Source organism: Pannonibacter sp. XCT-53 (assembly GCF_009915765.1).
Classification (GTDB): domain Bacteria; phylum Pseudomonadota; class Alphaproteobacteria; order Rhizobiales; family Stappiaceae; genus Pannonibacter; species Pannonibacter tanglangensis.
The window spans coordinates 113,664-132,378 of record NZ_JAABLQ010000004.1 but is presented as its reverse complement, the minus strand read 5'-3'; the positions used below and the strand labels follow the sequence as shown (position 1 = coordinate 132,378).

At 65.4% G+C, this 18,715-nt stretch carries 18 protein-coding genes; 13 read left to right on the top strand and 5 right to left on the bottom strand.

The features are described from left to right. Nucleotides 1-224 precede the first annotated feature (224 nt). Complete coding sequence (locus tag GWI72_RS19210) at nucleotides 225-767, bottom strand: hypothetical protein (protein WP_161709672.1); 543 nt, start codon at nucleotides 765-767, stop codon at nucleotides 225-227. A gap of 216 nt (nucleotides 768-983) precedes the next feature. Beyond that, nucleotides 984-3,200: an esterase-like activity of phytase family protein gene (locus GWI72_RS19205; RefSeq protein WP_161709671.1), complete on the bottom strand. Its 2,217-nt coding sequence runs from the start codon at nucleotides 3,198-3,200 to the stop codon at nucleotides 984-986. A 310-nt stretch (nucleotides 3,201-3,510) separates the two neighbouring features. Between GWI72_RS19205 and GWI72_RS19200 the strand changes: the two genes are divergently transcribed. The 11 genes from GWI72_RS19200 (at nucleotide 3,511) to vapC (ending at nucleotide 12,249) form a co-directional block, all read left to right on the top strand. Further along, the gene (locus GWI72_RS19200) at nucleotides 3,511-4,710 is read left to right on the top strand and encodes a multidrug effflux MFS transporter (RefSeq protein WP_161709670.1); all 1,200 of its coding nucleotides are present in this window, start codon (nucleotides 3,511-3,513) and stop codon (nucleotides 4,708-4,710) included. Between the two features lie 93 nt (nucleotides 4,711-4,803). Beyond that, the gene (locus tag GWI72_RS20360) at nucleotides 4,804-4,929 is read left to right on the top strand and encodes a hypothetical protein (RefSeq protein ID WP_280116608.1); all 126 of its coding nucleotides are present in this window, start codon (nucleotides 4,804-4,806) and stop codon (nucleotides 4,927-4,929) included. A 107-nt stretch (nucleotides 4,930-5,036) separates the two neighbouring features. Continuing rightward, nucleotides 5,037-6,071, top strand: coding sequence for an aspartate-semialdehyde dehydrogenase (locus tag GWI72_RS19195; RefSeq protein WP_161677898.1), 1,035 nt, complete (start codon nucleotides 5,037-5,039; stop codon nucleotides 6,069-6,071). A gap of 92 nt (nucleotides 6,072-6,163) precedes the next feature. Beyond that, nucleotides 6,164-6,880 (top strand): TenA family protein, encoded by a 717-nt coding sequence (locus GWI72_RS19190; RefSeq protein WP_161709669.1) that lies wholly within the window; start codon nucleotides 6,164-6,166, stop codon nucleotides 6,878-6,880. 112 nt (nucleotides 6,881-6,992) lie between these two features. Then, a complete protein-coding gene (locus GWI72_RS19185; RefSeq protein ID WP_161709668.1) occupies nucleotides 6,993-7,886 on the top strand; it encodes a DMT family transporter in 894 nt (297 codons plus the stop codon). A gap of 105 nt (nucleotides 7,887-7,991) precedes the next feature. Continuing rightward, nucleotides 7,992-8,762 (top strand): sulfite exporter TauE/SafE family protein, encoded by a 771-nt coding sequence (locus tag GWI72_RS19180; RefSeq protein ID WP_161709667.1) that lies wholly within the window; start codon nucleotides 7,992-7,994, stop codon nucleotides 8,760-8,762. A 26-nt stretch (nucleotides 8,763-8,788) separates the two neighbouring features. Next, entirely contained in the window at nucleotides 8,789-9,742 is a 954-nt protein-coding gene (locus GWI72_RS19175) for a threonine/serine dehydratase (RefSeq protein ID WP_161677894.1), read from the top strand. A gap of 143 nt (nucleotides 9,743-9,885) precedes the next feature. After that, the gene (gene leuB, locus GWI72_RS19170) at nucleotides 9,886-10,998 is read left to right on the top strand and encodes a 3-isopropylmalate dehydrogenase (protein WP_161677893.1); all 1,113 of its coding nucleotides are present in this window, start codon (nucleotides 9,886-9,888) and stop codon (nucleotides 10,996-10,998) included. A gap of 113 nt (nucleotides 10,999-11,111) precedes the next feature. Further along, nucleotides 11,112-11,528: a hypothetical protein gene (locus GWI72_RS19165; RefSeq protein ID WP_161677892.1), complete on the top strand. Its 417-nt coding sequence runs from the start codon at nucleotides 11,112-11,114 to the stop codon at nucleotides 11,526-11,528. 77 nt (nucleotides 11,529-11,605) lie between these two features. Then, nucleotides 11,606-11,860 (top strand): type II toxin-antitoxin system VapB family antitoxin, encoded by a 255-nt coding sequence (locus GWI72_RS19160; protein WP_161677891.1) that lies wholly within the window; start codon nucleotides 11,606-11,608, stop codon nucleotides 11,858-11,860. Next, entirely contained in the window at nucleotides 11,857-12,249 is a 393-nt protein-coding gene (gene vapC / locus GWI72_RS19155) for a type II toxin-antitoxin system VapC family toxin (protein WP_161677890.1), read from the top strand. Before GWI72_RS19160 ends, vapC begins: the two co-directional genes overlap by 4 nt. Nucleotides 12,250-12,408: 159 nt before the next feature. On the opposite strand, the gene GWI72_RS19150 is transcribed toward vapC, so the two are convergent. Continuing rightward, entirely contained in the window at nucleotides 12,409-14,433 is a 2,025-nt protein-coding gene (locus GWI72_RS19150) for a protein meaA (RefSeq protein ID WP_161709666.1), read from the bottom strand. A 312-nt stretch (nucleotides 14,434-14,745) separates the two neighbouring features. On the opposite strand from GWI72_RS19150, the gene ccrA reads away from it, so the two are divergent. Next, nucleotides 14,746-16,041, top strand: coding sequence for a crotonyl-CoA carboxylase/reductase (gene ccrA / locus GWI72_RS19145; RefSeq protein WP_161677888.1), 1,296 nt, complete (start codon nucleotides 14,746-14,748; stop codon nucleotides 16,039-16,041). Between the two features lie 180 nt (nucleotides 16,042-16,221). On the opposite strand, the gene GWI72_RS20400 is transcribed toward ccrA, so the two are convergent. Continuing rightward, nucleotides 16,222-17,025: a response regulator gene (locus tag GWI72_RS20400; protein WP_161677887.1), complete on the bottom strand. Its 804-nt coding sequence runs from the start codon at nucleotides 17,023-17,025 to the stop codon at nucleotides 16,222-16,224. 379 nt (nucleotides 17,026-17,404) lie between these two features. Here GWI72_RS20400 and GWI72_RS19135 point away from each other — a divergent pair, with 379 nt between their 5' ends. Then, nucleotides 17,405-17,953 carry a CAP domain-containing protein gene (locus tag GWI72_RS19135; RefSeq protein ID WP_244314429.1) on the top strand — a complete coding sequence of 183 codons (549 nt, stop codon included), beginning with the start codon at nucleotides 17,405-17,407 and terminating at the stop codon, nucleotides 17,951-17,953. A gap of 48 nt (nucleotides 17,954-18,001) precedes the next feature. On the opposite strand, the gene GWI72_RS19130 is transcribed toward GWI72_RS19135, so the two are convergent. Then, the gene (locus GWI72_RS19130) at nucleotides 18,002-18,679 is read right to left on the bottom strand and encodes a carbonic anhydrase (RefSeq protein ID WP_161709665.1); all 678 of its coding nucleotides are present in this window, start codon (nucleotides 18,677-18,679) and stop codon (nucleotides 18,002-18,004) included. Between the last annotated feature and the right edge of the window lie 36 nt (nucleotides 18,680-18,715).

The following is an 18,715-nucleotide window of genomic DNA, read 5'->3' as shown; positions in this document are numbered from 1 at the left end:
GGGTGAAGGCGTGTCGCGAGGTTGGCGTCCCTGTCCGTGTAGTTCCGACCAACAACGCTCGCCTTGAAAAAACCGGTCACAAATACTATGATCCTAGTAGCAACAGACAACGAGGCTTCCGAAAGGTCGCTGTTGCATGTGCACCTCTAGAGGTCGGTACACCACGGTAAGGCACACTCGTTCGGCGCAAACGCCATGAAAAAGGCTCCAATACGGAGCCTTTTTCATGTCTTCGGGATCTTTATCCCCTTGAAGTATGCCGTCTTTATCAACTGGTGCACTTTGAAGCGGCGCCTGATCCGGTCGAAGTCGATGTCTTTCCTGTATGCAGTTTTCACAACCAGTTCGACATCGTGGTGAGCGGAGCGACTTGGGAACAGATAGTAGATGATAAGGTCGTTGGGCCCGGATACGAGGTGCGGGCCCACAACCGCGAGGTTGGCAGCCTGATTTCTGTCCCTCATTTCCCATGTCGGGTGATTGTCCAGCACCATAGCGCTGCAAACTTCGGGCAGTCGAAGGGAAAAGGCGTAACGCGTCGCGCAAAACCTCCGTCGCAATCCTGCTTCATCGGTGAACGTCACGGGCTCGGGATTGCCTTCATGGCGACGGGAAAACACGTGCGACTGGTACGATATGCGAACGCGAACGTCCGCGCCGTTCTTGCCCTGCCCGCTCAGACAGACGGAGAGGGGCGCGAGATGCCCGAATGAGAATGTGTTCCCGTCAAACGTGAGGGTTGGAAAAGTGCCCCGAATAGCTGCCATCTGGTGTCGCAAGCAAACGGACGGACAAGTTTGCCCTGTTGGGTTCCGCCGATGCCCTTCCCCGGCGGCCCGCTGAGTTTACACGATTTTCGTGCAAACCCGTCAACCACAACCAGTAAACGGCTGATCGGCAGTCTGTTCCCGCGCGCATCCAGCTTGGGAAAAAAGCCCGGGCGCTCACGCACCCGGGCTCTTTTCATGTCAGGAGCAGGCTGATCAGTTCAGCTTGGCGGCATCGCCAAGGTTGATGATCTTGGTCTCGCCCGGGGCGTCGTCGACGCCGTCGTTGTCAGTGACGAGGATCATCTTGCCATCGGCGGTCACGGTGAAGCCTTCCGGCTTGTCGAGCAGCCAGCCATTGCCCTCGGCCAGCGCCGGCAGCAGGTCCAGCTTCACGGCCTTGGTCACCACCGGCAGCGTCTCGCCTGCCTTGGCCGGGGTCACGCCGGCCAGGTCGATGACGGTGATCTGCTTGAGCGCCGCCATCTCGCCGCCCTGGTTGTCACGCTCCAGCACGGCGAAGCGCTCGCCACCCAGATGCGTGATCTCCGACAGGCCGACCCAGCCACCGGCCGGGCTCTTGGCCTTGTCGAGCGGGTAGTGGACGAAGCCCCAGGACTTGTCCGCCGGGTTGTACAGCGCCAGCTTGACCATGCCCTTCGGGTCATCGCCCCACTCGCGCTGAACGGCGACGATCACCATCGTCTGGCCATCGCGTTCAAACTCGGCCACGCCCTCGAAGGCGAAGCGCTTGGACTGGGCGACGACCGCGTCCGGCAGGGCGATCTCCTCGAGCACCTTGCCGTTGGCATCCGTCTTCACCAGCAGATGCGGGATGCCTTCCTTTTCCGGGTTGCCCTCGCTGGCCAGCCAGAAGCCGCCATCCTTGGCAAGCGCAATGCCTTCCATATCGTACTTCTTGGGCGTGCCGCCGGTGATCGTCATGTGCGAAACGATCTCGACCGGCTGCCTGGACACATCGAGCGTGAAGATGCGGGCCTTGTCGTAGAAGCTGTCGGAGACCGCATAGACCTTGTTCGGGTCGGTCTTGTCGGCCACCAGTGCGGACAGGGCACCCCAGCCGATCGGGGCCTTGGTTTCCGGATCGGTCTTCGAGACGATGGTCGGATAGGCCGGCTTTGCGGCGCCGAACTCGTAGATGCCGATCTGGGCGCGCACCGGCGCTTCGGCGTCATCCACCTCGTTGGCCACGACGAACAGGTTGCGCGAGGGGATCACCAGCACGCCTTCCGGGCCGACGTGGGTCGGCAGCACCTGGACGAACTCCGGTGCAGCACCCGTGTCCTTGTAGACCGACACCATGTTGGCGCGTTCGGAATTGACGAAGAGATAGGCCTGACCGCCGAAGCTGCCGACCGTGACGCCTTCCGGCTCGGTGCCCTTGCGGGAGGCGCGCTTGGCCGGATAGTGGCCATGCGCCATGGCGATGTGCTCGAGCTGGTTGCCGCTGTCGAACAGGACCTCGCCCTTGGCGTTGAAGATGGTGAAGCCGCGCGAGCCACCGTCGTAGTCGCCTTCGTTGGCGGTGATGAAGCGGTTCGCGTCAAGCCAGGCAACCGCATCCGGCTCACGCAGCGCGTTTTCCAGGGTGCCGGAGGCCTCGGAGCTGACCGCCTTGGCAAGCGGAATGGCTTCGGCGCTGGCGGCACCGGCGGTGAAGTGGGTCGTCACCTTGCCCGCCGCGAGATCGATCAGGGCAATGTGGTTGTTTTCCTGCAGCGTCAGGGCCGCGACATTGGCGGCGTTGATCGAGACGAACTCCGGCTCCGGATCGTCGCCCGCAACGCTTGCCAGACCGGTCAGCGCGACGATGCGCGCGGCGTCGCAATTGGCCGGCTTGCCGTCTGCGTCCAGATCGAAGATGGCCAGATGCCCGGCCGGCATCTGCGGCAGCTTGCCGTCATTCAGCTCCTCGTCGCGCTCGTTCTCGACCGCAACGGCCAGGAACTTGCCGTCTGGCGAGATGGCGACGGAGTCCGGCTGACCCTTGACGTCACAGGTGGCGGCGATGGCACGGGAGGCCAGATCGACGACGGCGACATGACCCGACGGCTTCTGCTTGCTCTCGCTGGTGTTGACGCCAGCTAGGGCAAACTTGGGCGAGGTGGTGACGGACGTCGGCTCGCCGCCCATCTCCAGGCGACCAGCCGGCTTCGGCGCCGACGGGGTGGCGATGTCGACGAAACCGAGCGCCTTCGACGGGCTGTCGGTGAAGATCAGCGTCAGGCCGTCCTTGGTGGCGGTGATGATCTCGGCCGAGGTGTTCGTGGCCGGATCAACGCCCTCCGCCAGCGTCTTGTAGACCGGCAGGGTGGCGATGCGGTTGAAATAGGCGTCGGCGGCGTGCGACGTGCCGGCGGTCGCGGCGAGGATGCTGAGGCTTGCCAGAAGCTGGCTGCGCAGAGAACCCATGAATGCCTCCCAGAGCTAGGGCAGAACGAATGCGTGCGGACGCTAGTCGGGGGCTGTTGGCGACGGGATGACGGTTCGATGAAGTTTGGATGACAATAGGCCGCTGCGTCAGGTCCCCTTACCGGGTCCAGGCATCGCCGGAGCGACCGCAGGCCAGTTTCCATCACAAGCCGTCATCGGACTGCAACAGGTGCCGACCAAACTGGCGCAATCGCAGGAGTACGGGTCGACATCGGCCGGAAAACGGCGTTTCCTGCGGTTCACGCCTGCTGCGCGGTTCGCGCGCGCCCCTTCTCAACGGACATATCAGATGCAAATCGGCTTCGTTCGCTCGGCCGTCGTGCTTGGCCTTTTGGCCTGTGTCGGCCCCTTCGCGGTGGATCTTTACCTGCCGGCCCTGCCCCGGATCGCGGAAGACCTCGGCACCACGGTCGCCGCCGCCCAGTTCACCTTCACCGCCTACTTTCTCGCCTTCGGGGTCGCCCAGCTGGTCTATGGCCCGCTGGCGGACTGGGTCGGCCGCAAGCCGCCGATCTATGCCGGTCTTGTCATCTTCATCGCCGGATCGGTGGTCTGTGCCGTCGCGCCTGACATCATCTGGCTGACCGTGGGGCGGTTCGTGCAGGCGCTCGGTGCCGCGGCCGTGATGGTGATTCCGCGTGCGGTGGTGCGCGACCTGCACACGGGCGCCGACGCGACACGGCTGATGGCCTTGATCATGCTCGTCATCAGCATCTCGCCGATGCTCGCGCCCCTCACCGGCTCGGCCATCATCGCGGTGGGAAGCTGGCGGCTGATCTTCGTCGCGCTTGCGGTGGCCGCGCTCGTGGCGATGGCGCTGACCGCCCTGCAGCTGCCGGAGACCCTGACCCCGGACAAGCGTGTTCCAATGCGTGCCGGCGCGATGCTGCGCGGGTGCGGCGCATTGCTGCGCGACGGCCGTTTCCTCGGCCTGACCTTCATCGGTGGCTTCGGCATGGCGAGCTTCTTCGTGTTCATCGCCTCCGCTGCCTTCGTCTACACCGCCCATTATGGCCTGTCGCCCACGGGCTTCAGCCTCGCCTTCGCGCTCAACGCCATCGGTTTCTTTGCGACGTCGCAGCTTGCCGCGGGGATGGGCAAACGCTTCGGCATGGCCCGCGCGGCCTTCTTCGCTGTTCTTGGCTTTGCCGTCTCGGCCTGCCTGCTGGTGGTCCTGGTGGCGCTGGGGAACGACAGCCTCTGGCTGGTGATGGCGCTGCTCTTCCTTGCCAACGCCTTCATGGGTCTCGTCATTGCCCCGACCATGGTGATGGCGCTCGATGAGCATGGCGACAATGCCGGCCTCGCCTCGTCGCTGGGCGGCACGCTGCAGATGGTGGCAGGCGGCCTGATGATCGTCGTCAGCGGCCCGTTCTTTGATGGCACGGTGCTGCCGATGGTCGGGGCCATTGCCGTCTGCTCCCTGCTGTCTCTTCTCGCCGCCGCCCTGACGCTCGGTCCCGACCTGCGTCGGAGCGTCCCTGCCTGAGCGCCACCGCCTGCCGCACTGCGCAATGAAATGTTGACAAGACGGGTGTTCCCGGTCACAACCTTGCCCGGTCTCGGACTGGGAAGACGACTGATGGGCATCCGGCACACTGCCGACATGACGGGCATGATGACGATGGCAACCGCCGTCGCCGCCCGCGCTCGCACGCTCGTCACCGCCACCAAACTCACCAAGACGACCACCAAAACTACCCGTTGAAGGTGCCTCTCGTCCCGTGCTCCCCCGGGATGGCGGGGCGCCAGAGAGCCAGGCGGTCGTGATGTGTCACGGCGCCGGGTCTCGGGGAGACGGATGAGGAACTGATCATGGGTTACAAGGTTGCGATTGTCGGTGCCACGGGCAATGTGGGCCGCGAAATGCTGGACATCCTGGCCGAGCGCGGCTTCCCGGCAGATGAGGTCGTCGCCCTCGCCTCGCGCCGGTCGCAGGGGACGGAAGTCTCCTTCGGCGACCGCACGCTGAAGGTCCAGGCCCTCGAGAACTACGACTTCTCCGACACCGACATCTGCCTCATGTCCGCCGGTGGCAACGTTGCCAAGGAATGGGCGCCGAAGATCGGGGCGCAGGGCTGTGTCGTCATCGACAACTCCTCCGCCTGGCGCTACGACGCGGACGTGCCGCTGATCGTTCCGGAAGTCAACGCCGACGCCATAACCGGCTTCTCCCGCAAGAACATCATCGCCAATCCGAACTGCTCCACCGCCCAGCTCGTTGTCGCCCTGAAGCCGCTGCATGATGCAGCCGGCATCCGCCGCGTGGTCGTCTCCACCTACCAGTCCGTCTCCGGCGCCGGCAAGGAGGCGATGGAGGAGCTGTTCAACCAGACCCGCGCGATCTTCGTCAACGATCCGGTCGAGAACACCAAGTTCACCAAGCGCATCGCCTTCAACCTCATTCCCCACATCGACGTCTTCATGGAGGACGGCTACACCAAGGAAGAGTGGAAGGTGATGGCCGAAACCAAGAAGATCCTCGACCCGAAGATCAAGCTGACCTGCACCGCCGTCCGCGTGCCGGTGTTCATCAGCCACTCGGAGAGCGTCAACATCGAGTTCGAGCGTCCGATCACCGCCGACGAGGCCCGCGACATCCTGCGCGAGGCCCCGGGCTGCCTCGTGATCGACAAGCGCGAGGACGGCGGCTACATCACGCCTTACGAGACCGCCGGTGAAGACGCCACCTACATCTCCCGTATCCGCGAAGACGCGACCGTCGAGAACGGCCTCAACATCTGGGTGGTCGCCGACAACCTGCGCAAGGGTGCCGCCCTCAACGCGATCCAGATCGCCGAGGTGCTGGTCAACCGCCGCCTGCTGACCCCGAAGAAGCAGGCTGCCTGATCCCCCGCGATCTCAACACCAGACTGCCATCCCGGGGCCCAGCGCCCCGGGATTTTTCTTTCAGCCCGCCTTTCCTCACGCCAGGTCCTGCCATGACATCGCCCCGCACCTTTGCCGGCTTTGCAGCCGCTCATCCCGAAGCCCGCTTCTCCGACTGGCTGGTTGCGCAAGCGGGCGACCGATGGGACCGGGCCTGCGGCCATCCTTTCACTGTCGCGATCGGCGACGGCTCGATGCCGGAGGCGGCCTATGTCCGCTACCTCATCGAGGACTACACGTTCATCACCGATCTCGCCTCGGTGCTGGGCTATCTCGTGGCCAAGGCGCCGGACATGGCGGCAAAGCGGCGGCTTGCCGGTTTTCTGGCGCTGCTGACTTCCGAGGAAAATGACTATTTCCTGCGGTCCCTTGCAGCGCTCGGTGTGCCAGAGGCAGCCTATGCCACGGCCGCGCAGGGACCGGTCACCCGCGCCTTCGCCGCGCTTCTCCTCGACAGCGCCGGCAAGGGCACCTATGCCGAGGGCCTTGCCTGCCTGCTCTGCGCCGAATGGGTCTATCTCACCTGGGGCGAGCGCGAGGCGGCCCACCCGCGGCCCGATGCCTTCTGGCTGGCGGAATGGATCGACCTGCATGCCGGACCGGGCTTTTCAGGTTTCGTCGGCTGGCTGCGCGAGGAAATGGACCGGGTTGGTCCGGCCCTGTCCGAAGCTGAACAGGCCCGTGTTTCCGCCATTTTCTCTCGCATGTGCGAACTCGAATTCGCTTTCTTTGAAGCCGCCTGGACTGGTAAGCCTGTGGTTCCCGCCTGAATCCGGGTCCGGCGCAGCCGCGCCCGGGGCCGGCACCTTTCCAGCCCCTGCGGCGGCCAAGGCCGCCGGGCCGGCACGCCCCCCGAGGCCGGCTGCAGCCCGATGTGTGGTCATGTTCGTCTATGAGATTGCGGCTCTGGCCGCCGCCGCCCTGTGGGCCATCACCGGCCTTGTCGCCACGACCCCGTCCCAGCATCTGGGCGCCATCGCCTTCAACCGCTATCGCATGCTGATGGTCTTTGCGGTGCTGGCGATCTATGTCACCGCCGTGCCTGGCTGGGGGTCGATCGGCGGCGATCATCTCCTGCCGCTGATCCTGTCGGGCTTCATCGGCATCTTTCTCGGCGACACGGCCCTGTTCCTGGCGCTGAACCGGCTCGGCCCGCGCCGCACGGCCATGCTGTTCTCGCTCAATGCGCCCATTTCCGCGCTGCTCGGCTGGATCCTGCTGGGCGAGACCCTGTCCGGCCAGGCGCTGGCCGGGGTCCTGATCGCCTTTGCCGGCGTCATCCTGGCCATCGGCTTCGGCAAGCGCCGGTCGCAGCTGCACCAGTGGGAGGCGATCAAGGGACCGCTCTGGATTGGCCTCGTCCTGGGTCTGGCTGCTGCCCTGTCGCAGTCCGTCGGCTCGCTCATTGCCCGCCCCATCATGGAAGCGGGCGTGGACCCGGTCGCGGCCTCGGCCCTGCGCATCGGCGTGGCAGCCTTCGGCCTGACGCTGATCGCGGCCCTTCCGTCTCCGCTCGTCAAGGCGCAGAACCCGATGACGCCCGGCGTGGCGCTTGGCGTCGCCGTCACCGGCATCATGGGCATGGGCATCGGCATGACGCTCATCCTCTTCGCCCTGTCCGGCGGCGAGGTCGGCATCATTTCCACCCTGTCGGCAACCACACCCGCCATCCAGCTGCCGCTTCTGTGGGCCCGCACCCGGGAATGCCCGGCGCTCGGGGCATGGATCGGCGCGGCCCTGGTGGTCATCGGCTGCGCCCTGATCTTCGGCGTGTGACCCTGCCGCCGGGACGGCCAACGCCGGCCACACGGATTATTGCATACACTTGCATACAAAAGTGAGCCATGCGATAACAGGCCCTCCTGACAGGGAACCCCGCGCATGGACCTGCTTGCCCTTCTTCTGCCGGATCAGCTGCCGGTCTGGTCCTCGCTTGTGCTCATCCTCGCCAGCTTTTTCACCTCGGCCCTGACGGCTGCAGTGGGCCTTGGCGGCGGCGTGGCGCTGCTGGCGTTGATGGCAAACCTCATGCCGCTGGCCGCCCTCGTTCCTGTGCATGGGCTGGTGCAGCTCGGCTCCAATGCCGGCCGCGCCATCGTGCTCGTCCGGCACATCGCCTGGGACCTCATGGCCTGGTTTGCCACCGGCGCTGTTCTGGGCGCCCTGGTCGGCGGGCAGATCGCCATCACCCTGCCGGAAACCTGGCTCAATGTCGGGATCGGGCTGTTCCTGCTCTGGACGGTCTGGGGCCGTGCGCCGCGCTATCGCCGCACGCCGAAACCCGCGATCGCCATCGCCGGGTTCGTCTCGACGGTGCTCAGCATGTTCTTCGGTGCGGCCGGACCGATCGGCGGCGCGGTGCTGTCGGGTCTCGACATGTCCCGCCAGAGCTTCGTTGCCACACAGGCCGCGACCGCGCTGACCATGCATGTGCTGAAGATCCTGGTCTTCGGGCTCCTCGGCTTTGCCTTTGCGCCCTGGGCGGGCCTCATCGCGCTGATGATCATCAGCGGCCTTCTCGGCACACTCGCGGGAACCCGGGTGCTCGGCCGGATGCCGGAGGCACGATTTCGCATTGCATTCCGCTGGGTAATGACCCTTCTTGCCGCAAATCTCCTCTGGCGGCCCGTCGGCGAACTCCTTAATCTGTAAGGAAGTTTCTATGACTGGACAGGAATATGCCGATTACAGCCGCGGCCATCGAAACCGCCTATGACCGCATCACGCCGCACATTCGTGTCACGCCGCTCCTGCAGCTGCGCCGGGGCGACTTCGGTCTGCCGTTCGCCGCATCCCTGAAGCTGGAATCGCTGCAGCACAGCGGCTCGTTCAAGGCCCGCGGAGCCTTCAATGCGCTGCTCAGCCAGGAGGTGCCGCTGGTCGGGGTCACGGCGGCCTCGGGCGGCAACCACGGCGCTGCGGTCGCCTACGCAGCCCGGGCGCTCGGCATTCCCGCCCGCATCTTCGTGCCGGAGATCTCCACGCCGGCGAAGATCGCCCGCATCCGCGCCTACGGGGCGGATGTCTCGGTGGTCGGCAAGACCTACGCCGAGGCGCGCCGCGCCTGCGAGGCCTGGCGGGACGAGACGGGCGCCCTCGACATCCACGCCTATGACGCAGAGCCCACCATCGTCGGCCAGGGCACCCTCGCCCTCGAATGGGAGGGCCAGGCGCGCGGCCTCGACACGCTTTTCATCGCCGTTGGCGGCGGCGGGCTCATTTCCGGCATTGCCACGTGGTTCGCCGGCAAGACGCGGATCATCGGCGTCGAGCCGGTCAGCTGCCCGTCCCTGTCGGCAGCCCTCTCGGCCGGCGGCCCGATCGACGTGGAGGTCGGTGGCGTGGCAGCCGACAGCCTCGGCGCCCGCCGCTGCGGCGAACTGGTCTACGACATCTGCCGCATGGCAGTGGACGACGTGATCCTCGTCGAGGACGAGGAGATCCGTGATGCCCAGCGACGCCTCTGGCGCGAAGCCCAGATCGTGGCCGAGCCGGGCGGTGCCGCAGCCCTCGCCGCTCTCACCGGCGGTCGCTACACGCCGCAGCGGGGCGAAAGGGTCGGCATTCTCGTCTGCGGCGGCAACGCCGACCTGACGGCGCTGGTGCCGCCCCGGCTGGCGACGCTTGCCTGATCCCTGCCGCCCTCCGGCCAGCCTTCACTTGACGTTTCTGCGCAGCTTGCTTGAGCAAACGCCACGCGGCCCGGCTTGAAAAGACCGGCCCGAGCCGCTACCGCATGATCAGCATTCCACACAAGAGCGGGACGGGAACATCCATGGCCACCCACAAGCTGCTTCTCCTGCCGGGCGACGGCATCGGTCCGGAAATCATGACCGAGGTGAAGAAGATCATCGCCTGGTTCAACGCACGCGGCGGCGATACCTTCGAGACCGATCAGGGCCTCGTTGGCGGCTCGGCCTATGACGCCCATGGCAAGTCCATTTCCGAGGCCGACATGGCCAAGGCGATGGCCGCCGATGCGGTCATCTTCGGCGCCGTGGGCGGTCCGAAGTGGGACAAGGTGCCTTACGACGTGCGCCCGGAAGCCGGTCTCCTGCGCCTGCGCAAGGACATGCAGCTCTTCGCCAACCTGCGCCCGGCGATCTGCTATCCGGCGCTGGCCGATGCCTCGTCGCTGAAGCGCGAGATCATCGAAGGCCTCGACATCCTGATCGTGCGCGAGCTGACCGGCGGCGTCTATTTCGGTGAGCCGAAGGAGATCATCGATCTGCCGAACGGCCAGAAGCGCGGCATCGACACCCAGGTCTATGACACCTACGAGATCGAGCGCATCGCCGCCGTCGCCTTCGAGCTGGCCCGCACCCGCCGCAACGAAGTCTGCTCGATGGAAAAGCGCAACGTCATGAAGTCCGGCGTGCTCTGGAACGACGTTGTCACCGCCACCCACGCCGCCCGTTTCTCCGACGTCAAGCTCAGCCACATGCTGGCCGACGCCGGCGGCATGCAGCTGGTGCGCTGGCCGAAGCAGTTCGACGTCATCGTCACCGACAACCTGTTCGGCGACATGCTGTCGGACGTCGCCGCGATGCTGACCGGCTCGCTCGGCATGCTGCCCTCCGCCTCGCTCGGCGCGCCGGATGCAGCAACGGGCAAGCGCAAGGCGCTCTACGAGCCGGTGCATGGCTCGGCCCCGGACATCGCCGGCACGGGTGCCGCCAACCCGATCGCCATGATCGCCTCCTTCGCCATGTGCCTGCGCTATTCCTTCGAGAAGGTCGCCGAGGCTGACCTGCTCGACCGCGCCATCTCGGCGACGCTCGACAAGGGCCTGCGCACGAAGGACATCGCCTCGGAAGGCTCGACCGTCATCGGCACCAGCCAGATGGGCGACGCCATCGTGGCCGAACTGAACGCCCTGAGCGCCTGACCCGGGACATTGCCGACGATCTCGAAGGCCGCAGCTTGCATCCCGCAGGCTGCGGCCTTATCCGTTCCGGCGAGAACAGGCCGCCAAGGCTGACGATGGCACAGGAGCCTCCCATGACCGATCCGCTCAAGCGCTTTTTCGGCACCTGGATCTTCGACCGGGACGAAAGCGAATTCGACCAGGGCGAGCTGCCGCAGAGCGCCACCCTGACCATCGAGGATGCCTTCGGCACCCTCAAGTTCACCATGACCAGCGTTGCCGCCGATGGCAGCAGCCAGACCGACAGTTTCGTCGCCCTGCCGAACGGAGGCGAGACCAGGCTTGGCAAGAGCGGGCTGGCCGACGCCATGCGGCACGGGCTGCGCGGTGACAACAACCTCGTCAGCGAGGCCCTGCGCGGGGGCGTGCCGATCATGGTCGCCGACCGCGAGCTGTCGCCCGACGGCCGCACCCTCACCGTCACCCAGACGGTCCATGTCACGGAGACCGAGAGCTTCGTCAACACGGCCATCTACCACAAGGCGCAATAGGCAGCCGTACCTCACCTTGCGGAAGCGACACGATGTGTATAGATTTGGATGATCATACACATCGCGGGGAGCGCGCCATGCGCACCAACATCGACATCGACGACGACCTCATGACCAAGGCGATGGCTGCGACCGGCCTGACCACGAAGAAGGCCGTCGTCGAGGAAGCCCTGCGCCGCCTCGTCAAGGACGAGGAGCTTCGGGCCGTGATCCGCAATTCCGCGGGCATCGGCTGGGAAGGCGATCTCGACGAGATGCGCGATGGCTGGGGACCACCAGAAGATTTGCCTGAGCTTCTGGACAATGACCGTCTGAAGCCCGACGCAGCATGATCGTGGTCGACAGTTCGGTCTGGATCGATCATTTCGCTGGCAGATCACAGGAACCTGCTGTCCAGATCCTTCGCACGATCCGTGCACCGCGTCAGATTTTGGTGGGTGACATCATCCTGCTCGAGGTGTTGCGAGGCGCAAGAGACGAACGCCATGCGACGGCCTTGGCGAGCGTCCTCGAAAGTTTCTCCGTAACGTCCATGCTCACGCCGAACCTGGCCTATCTTGCGGCGCGATACTATCGGGACTTGCGTGCCAAGGGCCTCACGATCCGGAAATTCCCGGACCTCGTGATTGCAGCGTTCTGTCTTGCAAATGACCATCGGCTGCTGACGCGCGACCGCGACTTTCAGCCCTTCGCCACCCATTTCGGCCTGCGCTTGATGTAGCCTTGCCCCGACCGGCCCCGCCCAGTCCCGGCACAAGGCCGGGACGGCACGACAAGATTGCAGACCGGGAACAGGCCCGAAAGCCCGCCCGCTCCGGCACAACGCAGCGCGGAGGCCTTGCCCGCGTGCCTCCGGTGACAGCCGGCCAGGTCAGCCCCCTCACGCCGCTTCCGCGCCGCGTTCGCCGACGATCCGCACCACATCGGCCATGATGTCGGTCAGCTGGAAGTCCTTCGGCGTGTAGACGGCGGCCACGCCCATCGCCTTCAGCGCGCGGGCGTCCTCGTCCGGAATGATGCCGCCGACCACCACCGGCACATCGCCGATGCCGGCCGCGCGCAGGCGCTCCATCACATCGCGGACCAGCGCCAGATGCGACCCGGAGAGGATCGAAAGGCCGATGACATGCACGCCCTCCTCGAGCGCCGCATTGACGATCTGCGCCGGGGTCAGCCGGATGCCTTCGTAGACCACCTCCATGCCGCAGTCGCGCGCCCGCACGGCGATCTGTTCCGCGCCGTTGGAGTGGCCATCCAGACCGGGCTTGCCGACGAGGAACTTGAGCCGCCGGCCCAGGGTGCGCGAGACGGCCTCGACGCTCGCCCGGACCGCGTCCAGATCGCCCGCATCGTCCCGGGCAGCCCGGCCGACGCCTGTCGGCGCCCGGTATTCGCCGAAGACCTCGCGCAGCGCCGCCCCCCATTCGCCGGTGGTCACCCCGGCCTTGGCTGCGGCAATCGATGGCTCCATGATGTTGCGACCTTCGCGGGCGGCCGCCTTGAGGGCCGCGATCGCGGCCTCCACGGCCACCCCGTCGCGCGCGGCGCGCCAGGCTTTGATCCGCTCGATCGCCTCGTCTTCCACATGCTCCGGCACGGTGAGGATGCCGCCATCCTCACCGGTGGCGAGCGGCGAGGGCTCGCTTTCGGTCCAGCGGTTGACGCCGACGACGATCTGCTCGCCGCTTTCGATGGCCGCGAGGCGGCGGGTGTTCGATTCCACCAGCTTCTGCTTCATGTAGGAGGACTCGACGGCCGCCACCGCGCCGCCCATGGCGTCGATCCGGGCAAGCTCGGCGCGCGCCTCCGCCTTCAGCTCCTCCACCTTGGCGGTGATCACCGAGGATCCGTCGAAGATGTCGTCGAACTCGAGCAGGTCCGTCTCGTAGGCCAGGATCTGCTGCATGCGCAGCGACCATTGCTGGTCGAACGGCCGCGGCAGGCCGAGCGCCTCGTTCCAGGCCGGCAGCTGCACGGCGCGCGCGCGGGCGTTCTTGGACAGGACCACGGCCAGCATCTCGATCAGGATGCGGTAGACGTTGTTCTCCGGCTGCGGTTCCGTCAGGCCAAGGGAGTTGACCTGCACGCCGTAGCGGAAGCGGCGATAGCGCTCGTCGGTGATGCCGTAGCGGTCCCGGCAGATCTCGTCCCACAGCTCGGTGAAGGCGCGCATCTTGCAAAGCTCGGTGATGAAGCGCATGCCCGCATTGACGAAGAACGAGATGCGCCCCACCGCCTGCGGAAACTCCGCTTCGGGGATCGCCCCGCTGGCCTTCATGCCGTCGAGGATCGCCACCGCCGTCGCCAGTGCGAAGGACAGCTCCTGCACCGGCGTCGCCCCGGCCTCCTGCAGGTGGTAGGAACACACGTTCATCGGGTTCCACTTCGGCATTTCGCCGTAGGTCCAGGCGATCACGTCGCCGGTCAGCCGCAGCGACGGCGCGGGCGGGAACACATAGGTTCCGCGCGACAGGTATTCCTTGATGATGTCGTTCTGCGTCGTGCCGGCCAGAAGCTTGCGGTCCGCGCCCTGCTCGTCGGCCGCCGCGACATACAGCGCCAGCAGCCAGGGCGCGGTGGCGTTGATGGTCATCGACGTGTTCATCTTCTCGAGCGGGATCTCGTTGAACAGCGTCCGCATGTCGCCGAGATGCGAGACCGGCACGCCGACCTTGCCCACCTCGCCCCGTGCCAGCATGTGGTCCGGGTCATATCCCGTCTGGGTCGGCAGGTCGAAGGCGATCGACAGGCCCGTCTGCCCCTTGGCGAGATTGGTGCGGTACAGCTTGTTCGACTCGGCCGCCGTGGAATGTCCCGCATAGGTGCGGAAGATCCACGGCTGGTCGCGCCGGCGCGGGGCCTCGGACGATCCGGCACTGGCACCCTTGTTCGCGCTGTCTGTCATGTCTCACTCCTCCTCGCCTGCGCATGCGTGAGCGGCCCGCGCAGGGCTCCCGTATGTGCGATGCAAAATCGACCTGCGACCCAAATTCAAGTTACGCAATAGTCGTATAGATCGGAAGCGTTTCCGGATTGATAGTTGCGCAAAAGGGGTATTCTGGCCAGACTGGGCTGCTGCGTCGCAACAGGCACAGCCCTCACCGGGGCCGGAACCGGCAGTACAGGAACGGTGCCCGCGTCAATGGCGGGCGAATTGTTCAACCTGGTCAGACGGATGGGTCCTGCGGACCCGGCACAGGGAGGGGAAGGAACACAGATGAGCGCGGCACTTCGGGCGAATGACAACCGGCAGACGGGAGATGCTCCGTTGAAGGACCTTTACGAGATTGGTGAAATCCCGCCTCTCGGCCACGTGCCGAAGAACATGTATGCCTGGACCATCCGCAAGGAACGCCATGGCGCGCCCGAGGATGCGATGAAGGTGGAGGTCGTGCCCACCTGGGAACTCGACAGCCACGAGGTGCTCGTGCTCGTCATGGCCGCCGGCGTCAACTACAACGGCGTCTGGGCCGCGCTCGGCGAACCGATCTCGGTCTTCAACAACCACTCCTGCCCCTATCACGTCGTTGGCTCCGATGCGGCCGGCATCGTCTGGGCCGTCGGGTCCAAGGTGAAGCGCTGGAAGGTCGGTGACGAGGTCGTCGTCCATTGCAACCAGGACGATGGCGACGACGAGGAATGCAATGGCGGCGATCCGATGTTCTCGCCGACCCAGCGGATCTGGGGCTTCGAGACCCCCGATGGCTCCTTCTCGCAATTCTGCCGCGTGCAGTCGCAGCAGCTGATGCCGCGTCCCCGGCACCTGACGTGGGAGGAGTCGGCCTGCTACACGCTGACGCTGGCGACCGCCTACCGCATGCTGTTCGGTCATGCGCCGCATCAGCTGCGTCCGGGCCAGAACGTGCTGGTCTGGGGCGCCTCGGGCGGACTCGGCGTGTTCGGCATCCAGCTGGCGGCCGCCGCCGGCGCCAATGCCATTGGCGTCATCTCCGACGAGGACAAGCGTGACTATGTCATGTCCCTCGGCGCCAAGGGCGTCATCAACCGCAAGCATTTCAACTGCTGGGGCCAGCTGCCCAAGGTCAACTCGCCCGAGTTCACCACGTGGACCCAGGAAGCCCGCAAGTTCGGCAAGGCAATCTGGGACATCACCGGCAAGGGCCATGACGTCGACATGGTGTTCGAGCACCCGGGCGAGCAGACCTTCCCGGTCTCCTGTCTGGTGGTGAAACGCGGCGGCATGGTCGTGTTCTGCGCCGGCACCACCGGCTTCAACCTGACCTTCGACGCCCGCTACGTCTGGCAGCGGCAGAAGCGCATCCAGGGCTCGCACTTCGCCCACCTCAAGCAGGCGTCCGAGGCGAACAAGTTCGTCATCGACCGTCGCATCGACCCCTGCATGTCGGAGGTCTTCCCCTGGGACCAGATCCCGAAGGCGCATACCAAGATGTGGAAGAACCAGCACGCCCCCGGCAACATGGCCGTTCTGGTCAGCTCGCCGGTGCCGGGACTGCGCACCTATGAGGATGCGGTGGAGGCCGGTCGCCGCTGAGATCGCCGCCGGCCGCTTGCCAGAGCGGCCCCGGTTTCCCCTGCCGGTCGCCTGCCAGAGCGGCCCCGGTGTCCTCTTGCCGGCCGCTTGCCAGAGCGGCCCCTGTCTTCTCTTGCCGGCCGCTTGCCAGAGCGGCCCCTGTCTTCTCTTGCCGGCCGCTCGCCAGAGCGGCTGGCCGGTTCAGGTCATTGCGAACATGCGCACCTGTTTCGAGAAATGCGAGTGCCGTAGGCCGAACAGGTGATGCAGGATGCTGTCCACATCCTCCGGGTAGAACGGCTTGCGCAGGAAGGCCTTGGCCTTCACCCGTTCGGCCGCCTGGTCGAGCGTGGTGTTGTACTCGGTCGACATCAGGATCACGTCGGAGGCGCGGGTCATGCCCGCAAGCCGCTCGGCCAGCTCCAGACCGGTCATGTTCGGCATGTTGAAGTCGGTGAAGATCACCCGGTAAGCCTTCTCGCTGACGCGCTTGATGGCTGCGTCGCCATCCTCCGCCTCCACGATGTTCAGCTTGAAGATCGAGCGTTCCAGAACCTTCTTGACGATGCGCCGGACCGTGGCGGAATCATCCACCACCAGCACGTCGAAGGGAATGTTGATCGTCTCGAAGACCTCAACCACATGGCGCACCTGGCTGGCGCTGAAAGGTTTGGTCAGGAAGTCGTAGGCGCCGAAGGACTTGAGCTTCTTCTCCGCATCCTCGGCAAGTCCATCCGACATGGAGACTGCGAAAGTCTTCGAGCCCATGACGTGAATGGCAGCCATCACCTCGACGCCGTTCAGTTGCGGCATGTTGATGTCGAGAAAGGCGATATCGAATGACTGTCGACTGAGATTTTCGACGGCATCCTTGCCATTCTCGGCCATGGTAATATTGAAGTTGCGGCCCGTTGCGAGAAGGGCCTTTTCGATGAACTTCCGGACAGTTCCAGAGTCATCGGCAATGATCACCTTGATAGGCTTTTCGGCCGACTCGTCGGACACGCTGGTCTGTTCCCCTGGTTTTTGCTGTTGTGATGAACGCTATACGAAACATCGGTAAAGAATTGCTCAATCTCGCGTAATTTTACTGATATCAGCTGTCAAGACTCGCAATCGATTTCAGTACCCCTGCGTCACAATTTGCAACCAGGGCTGCTCAAGGTCCACCTTTCACACCCGCAACCGGCCTTGCCGACATCTGCGTCATGCAAGGCAGACCAGCGCGACCGAGGTGCAGACGAGGCCCCGAAACGCCCGCGCAAGGGGGGACGCATGTGCCTGATGCCGCACCGCACTGCCTCGGACCAAGACAACGGACGGCGAAACGGGTCTAATGGCCGCCTGATTCGGCAGGCTGGGGCACAGCAGGAAAGTTCCATACATGATGAAGACCTTCACCCGACATCTCGCGCGGCCGGGCCGCCTGCTCGCAGGCGCCATGCTGGGCGTTGCGCTGGCCACCGTGGCAGGCTGCCAGAGCGACAAGCCCGTCGAGCTGCCGCCCTTCTACCGGGATCTGGCCCGGGTGAATGCCACCGTCGATGCGCAGTCGGCCCTGCAGATGATCAACCAGTACCGCCAGAACAACGGTCTTCGGCCGCTGACGCTGGACCCGACGCTGATGTCGATCGCCCAGTCGCAGGCCCGCACCATTGCCTCGGCTGACAACATCCGCGCCTCGCTGGAGCCGCAGAACCAGCTCAAGACCCGGCTGGACGCCATCGGCGAGACCAAGACCTACGCGGTCGAGAATGTCAGCGCCGGCTATCGGACGCTCGCCGAAGCCTTCTCCGGCTGGCGCGAATCGCAGAGCCACAACCGCGTGATGCTCGACGCCCAGTCGACGCGCATGGGCATTGCCACCCACTACGCGCCCAACTCGAAGTACAAGGTGTTCTGGAGCCTCGTGCTGGCCTCTCAGCCCCAGTAAGACAGGCCCGACACTGCATCGGCGCGGGGCCTCCGGCGCCGCGGTTGCCTATTCGGCAGCAGCCACCGGCAGGATCTGTGCGTCGGTGGCACAGGGCTCGAACTTGCCGCTGACACGGTCCATGATCCTGAGCTCACCGGACCCGATGTCGAACCAGGCACCATGCAGCGCCAGTTCGCCGCTGCGCAGCAGCGTGTCGACGAACGGGAATGTGGCGAGATTCTTGAGTGACTGGCGCACGCCGGCATATTCCATCGCCAGCTGCGGATCGTCGAGCCTGTCGATCGGCATGCAGGCCATGGCGATGGCCGCCGGTTCCAGGAGCTTGATCCAGCGGCCGATGAAGGCCCCGGTCGCCAGCGGCGCGTTGGCGTTCTCGCGGAAGGCATGGACGCCGCCGCACTTGGCGTGTCCCATCACCACGATGTGCTTCACCTTGAGCACCCGCACGGCATATTCAAGCGCCGCGCTGGTGCCATGCTGGCCGTCGGTCTCCTCGTAGGGGGGAACCAGGTTGGCCACGTTGCGCACGACGAAGAGTTCTCCCGGCCCTGCATGGAACACGCCTTCGGGGGTCACACGGCTGTCGCAGCAGGAAATGACCATCACATCCGGCCGCTGGCCATAGATCGCCAGCTGTTCCTGCGCCTCGCGATGCCGGATGGACCCCTTGGTGAGATAGCGGCCATAGCCGGCCACGAGATGCTTGGGGAAGTCGTTTGCCACGATCTGCCGCTCCTGTGCTGCGAGGACCGCTGACCA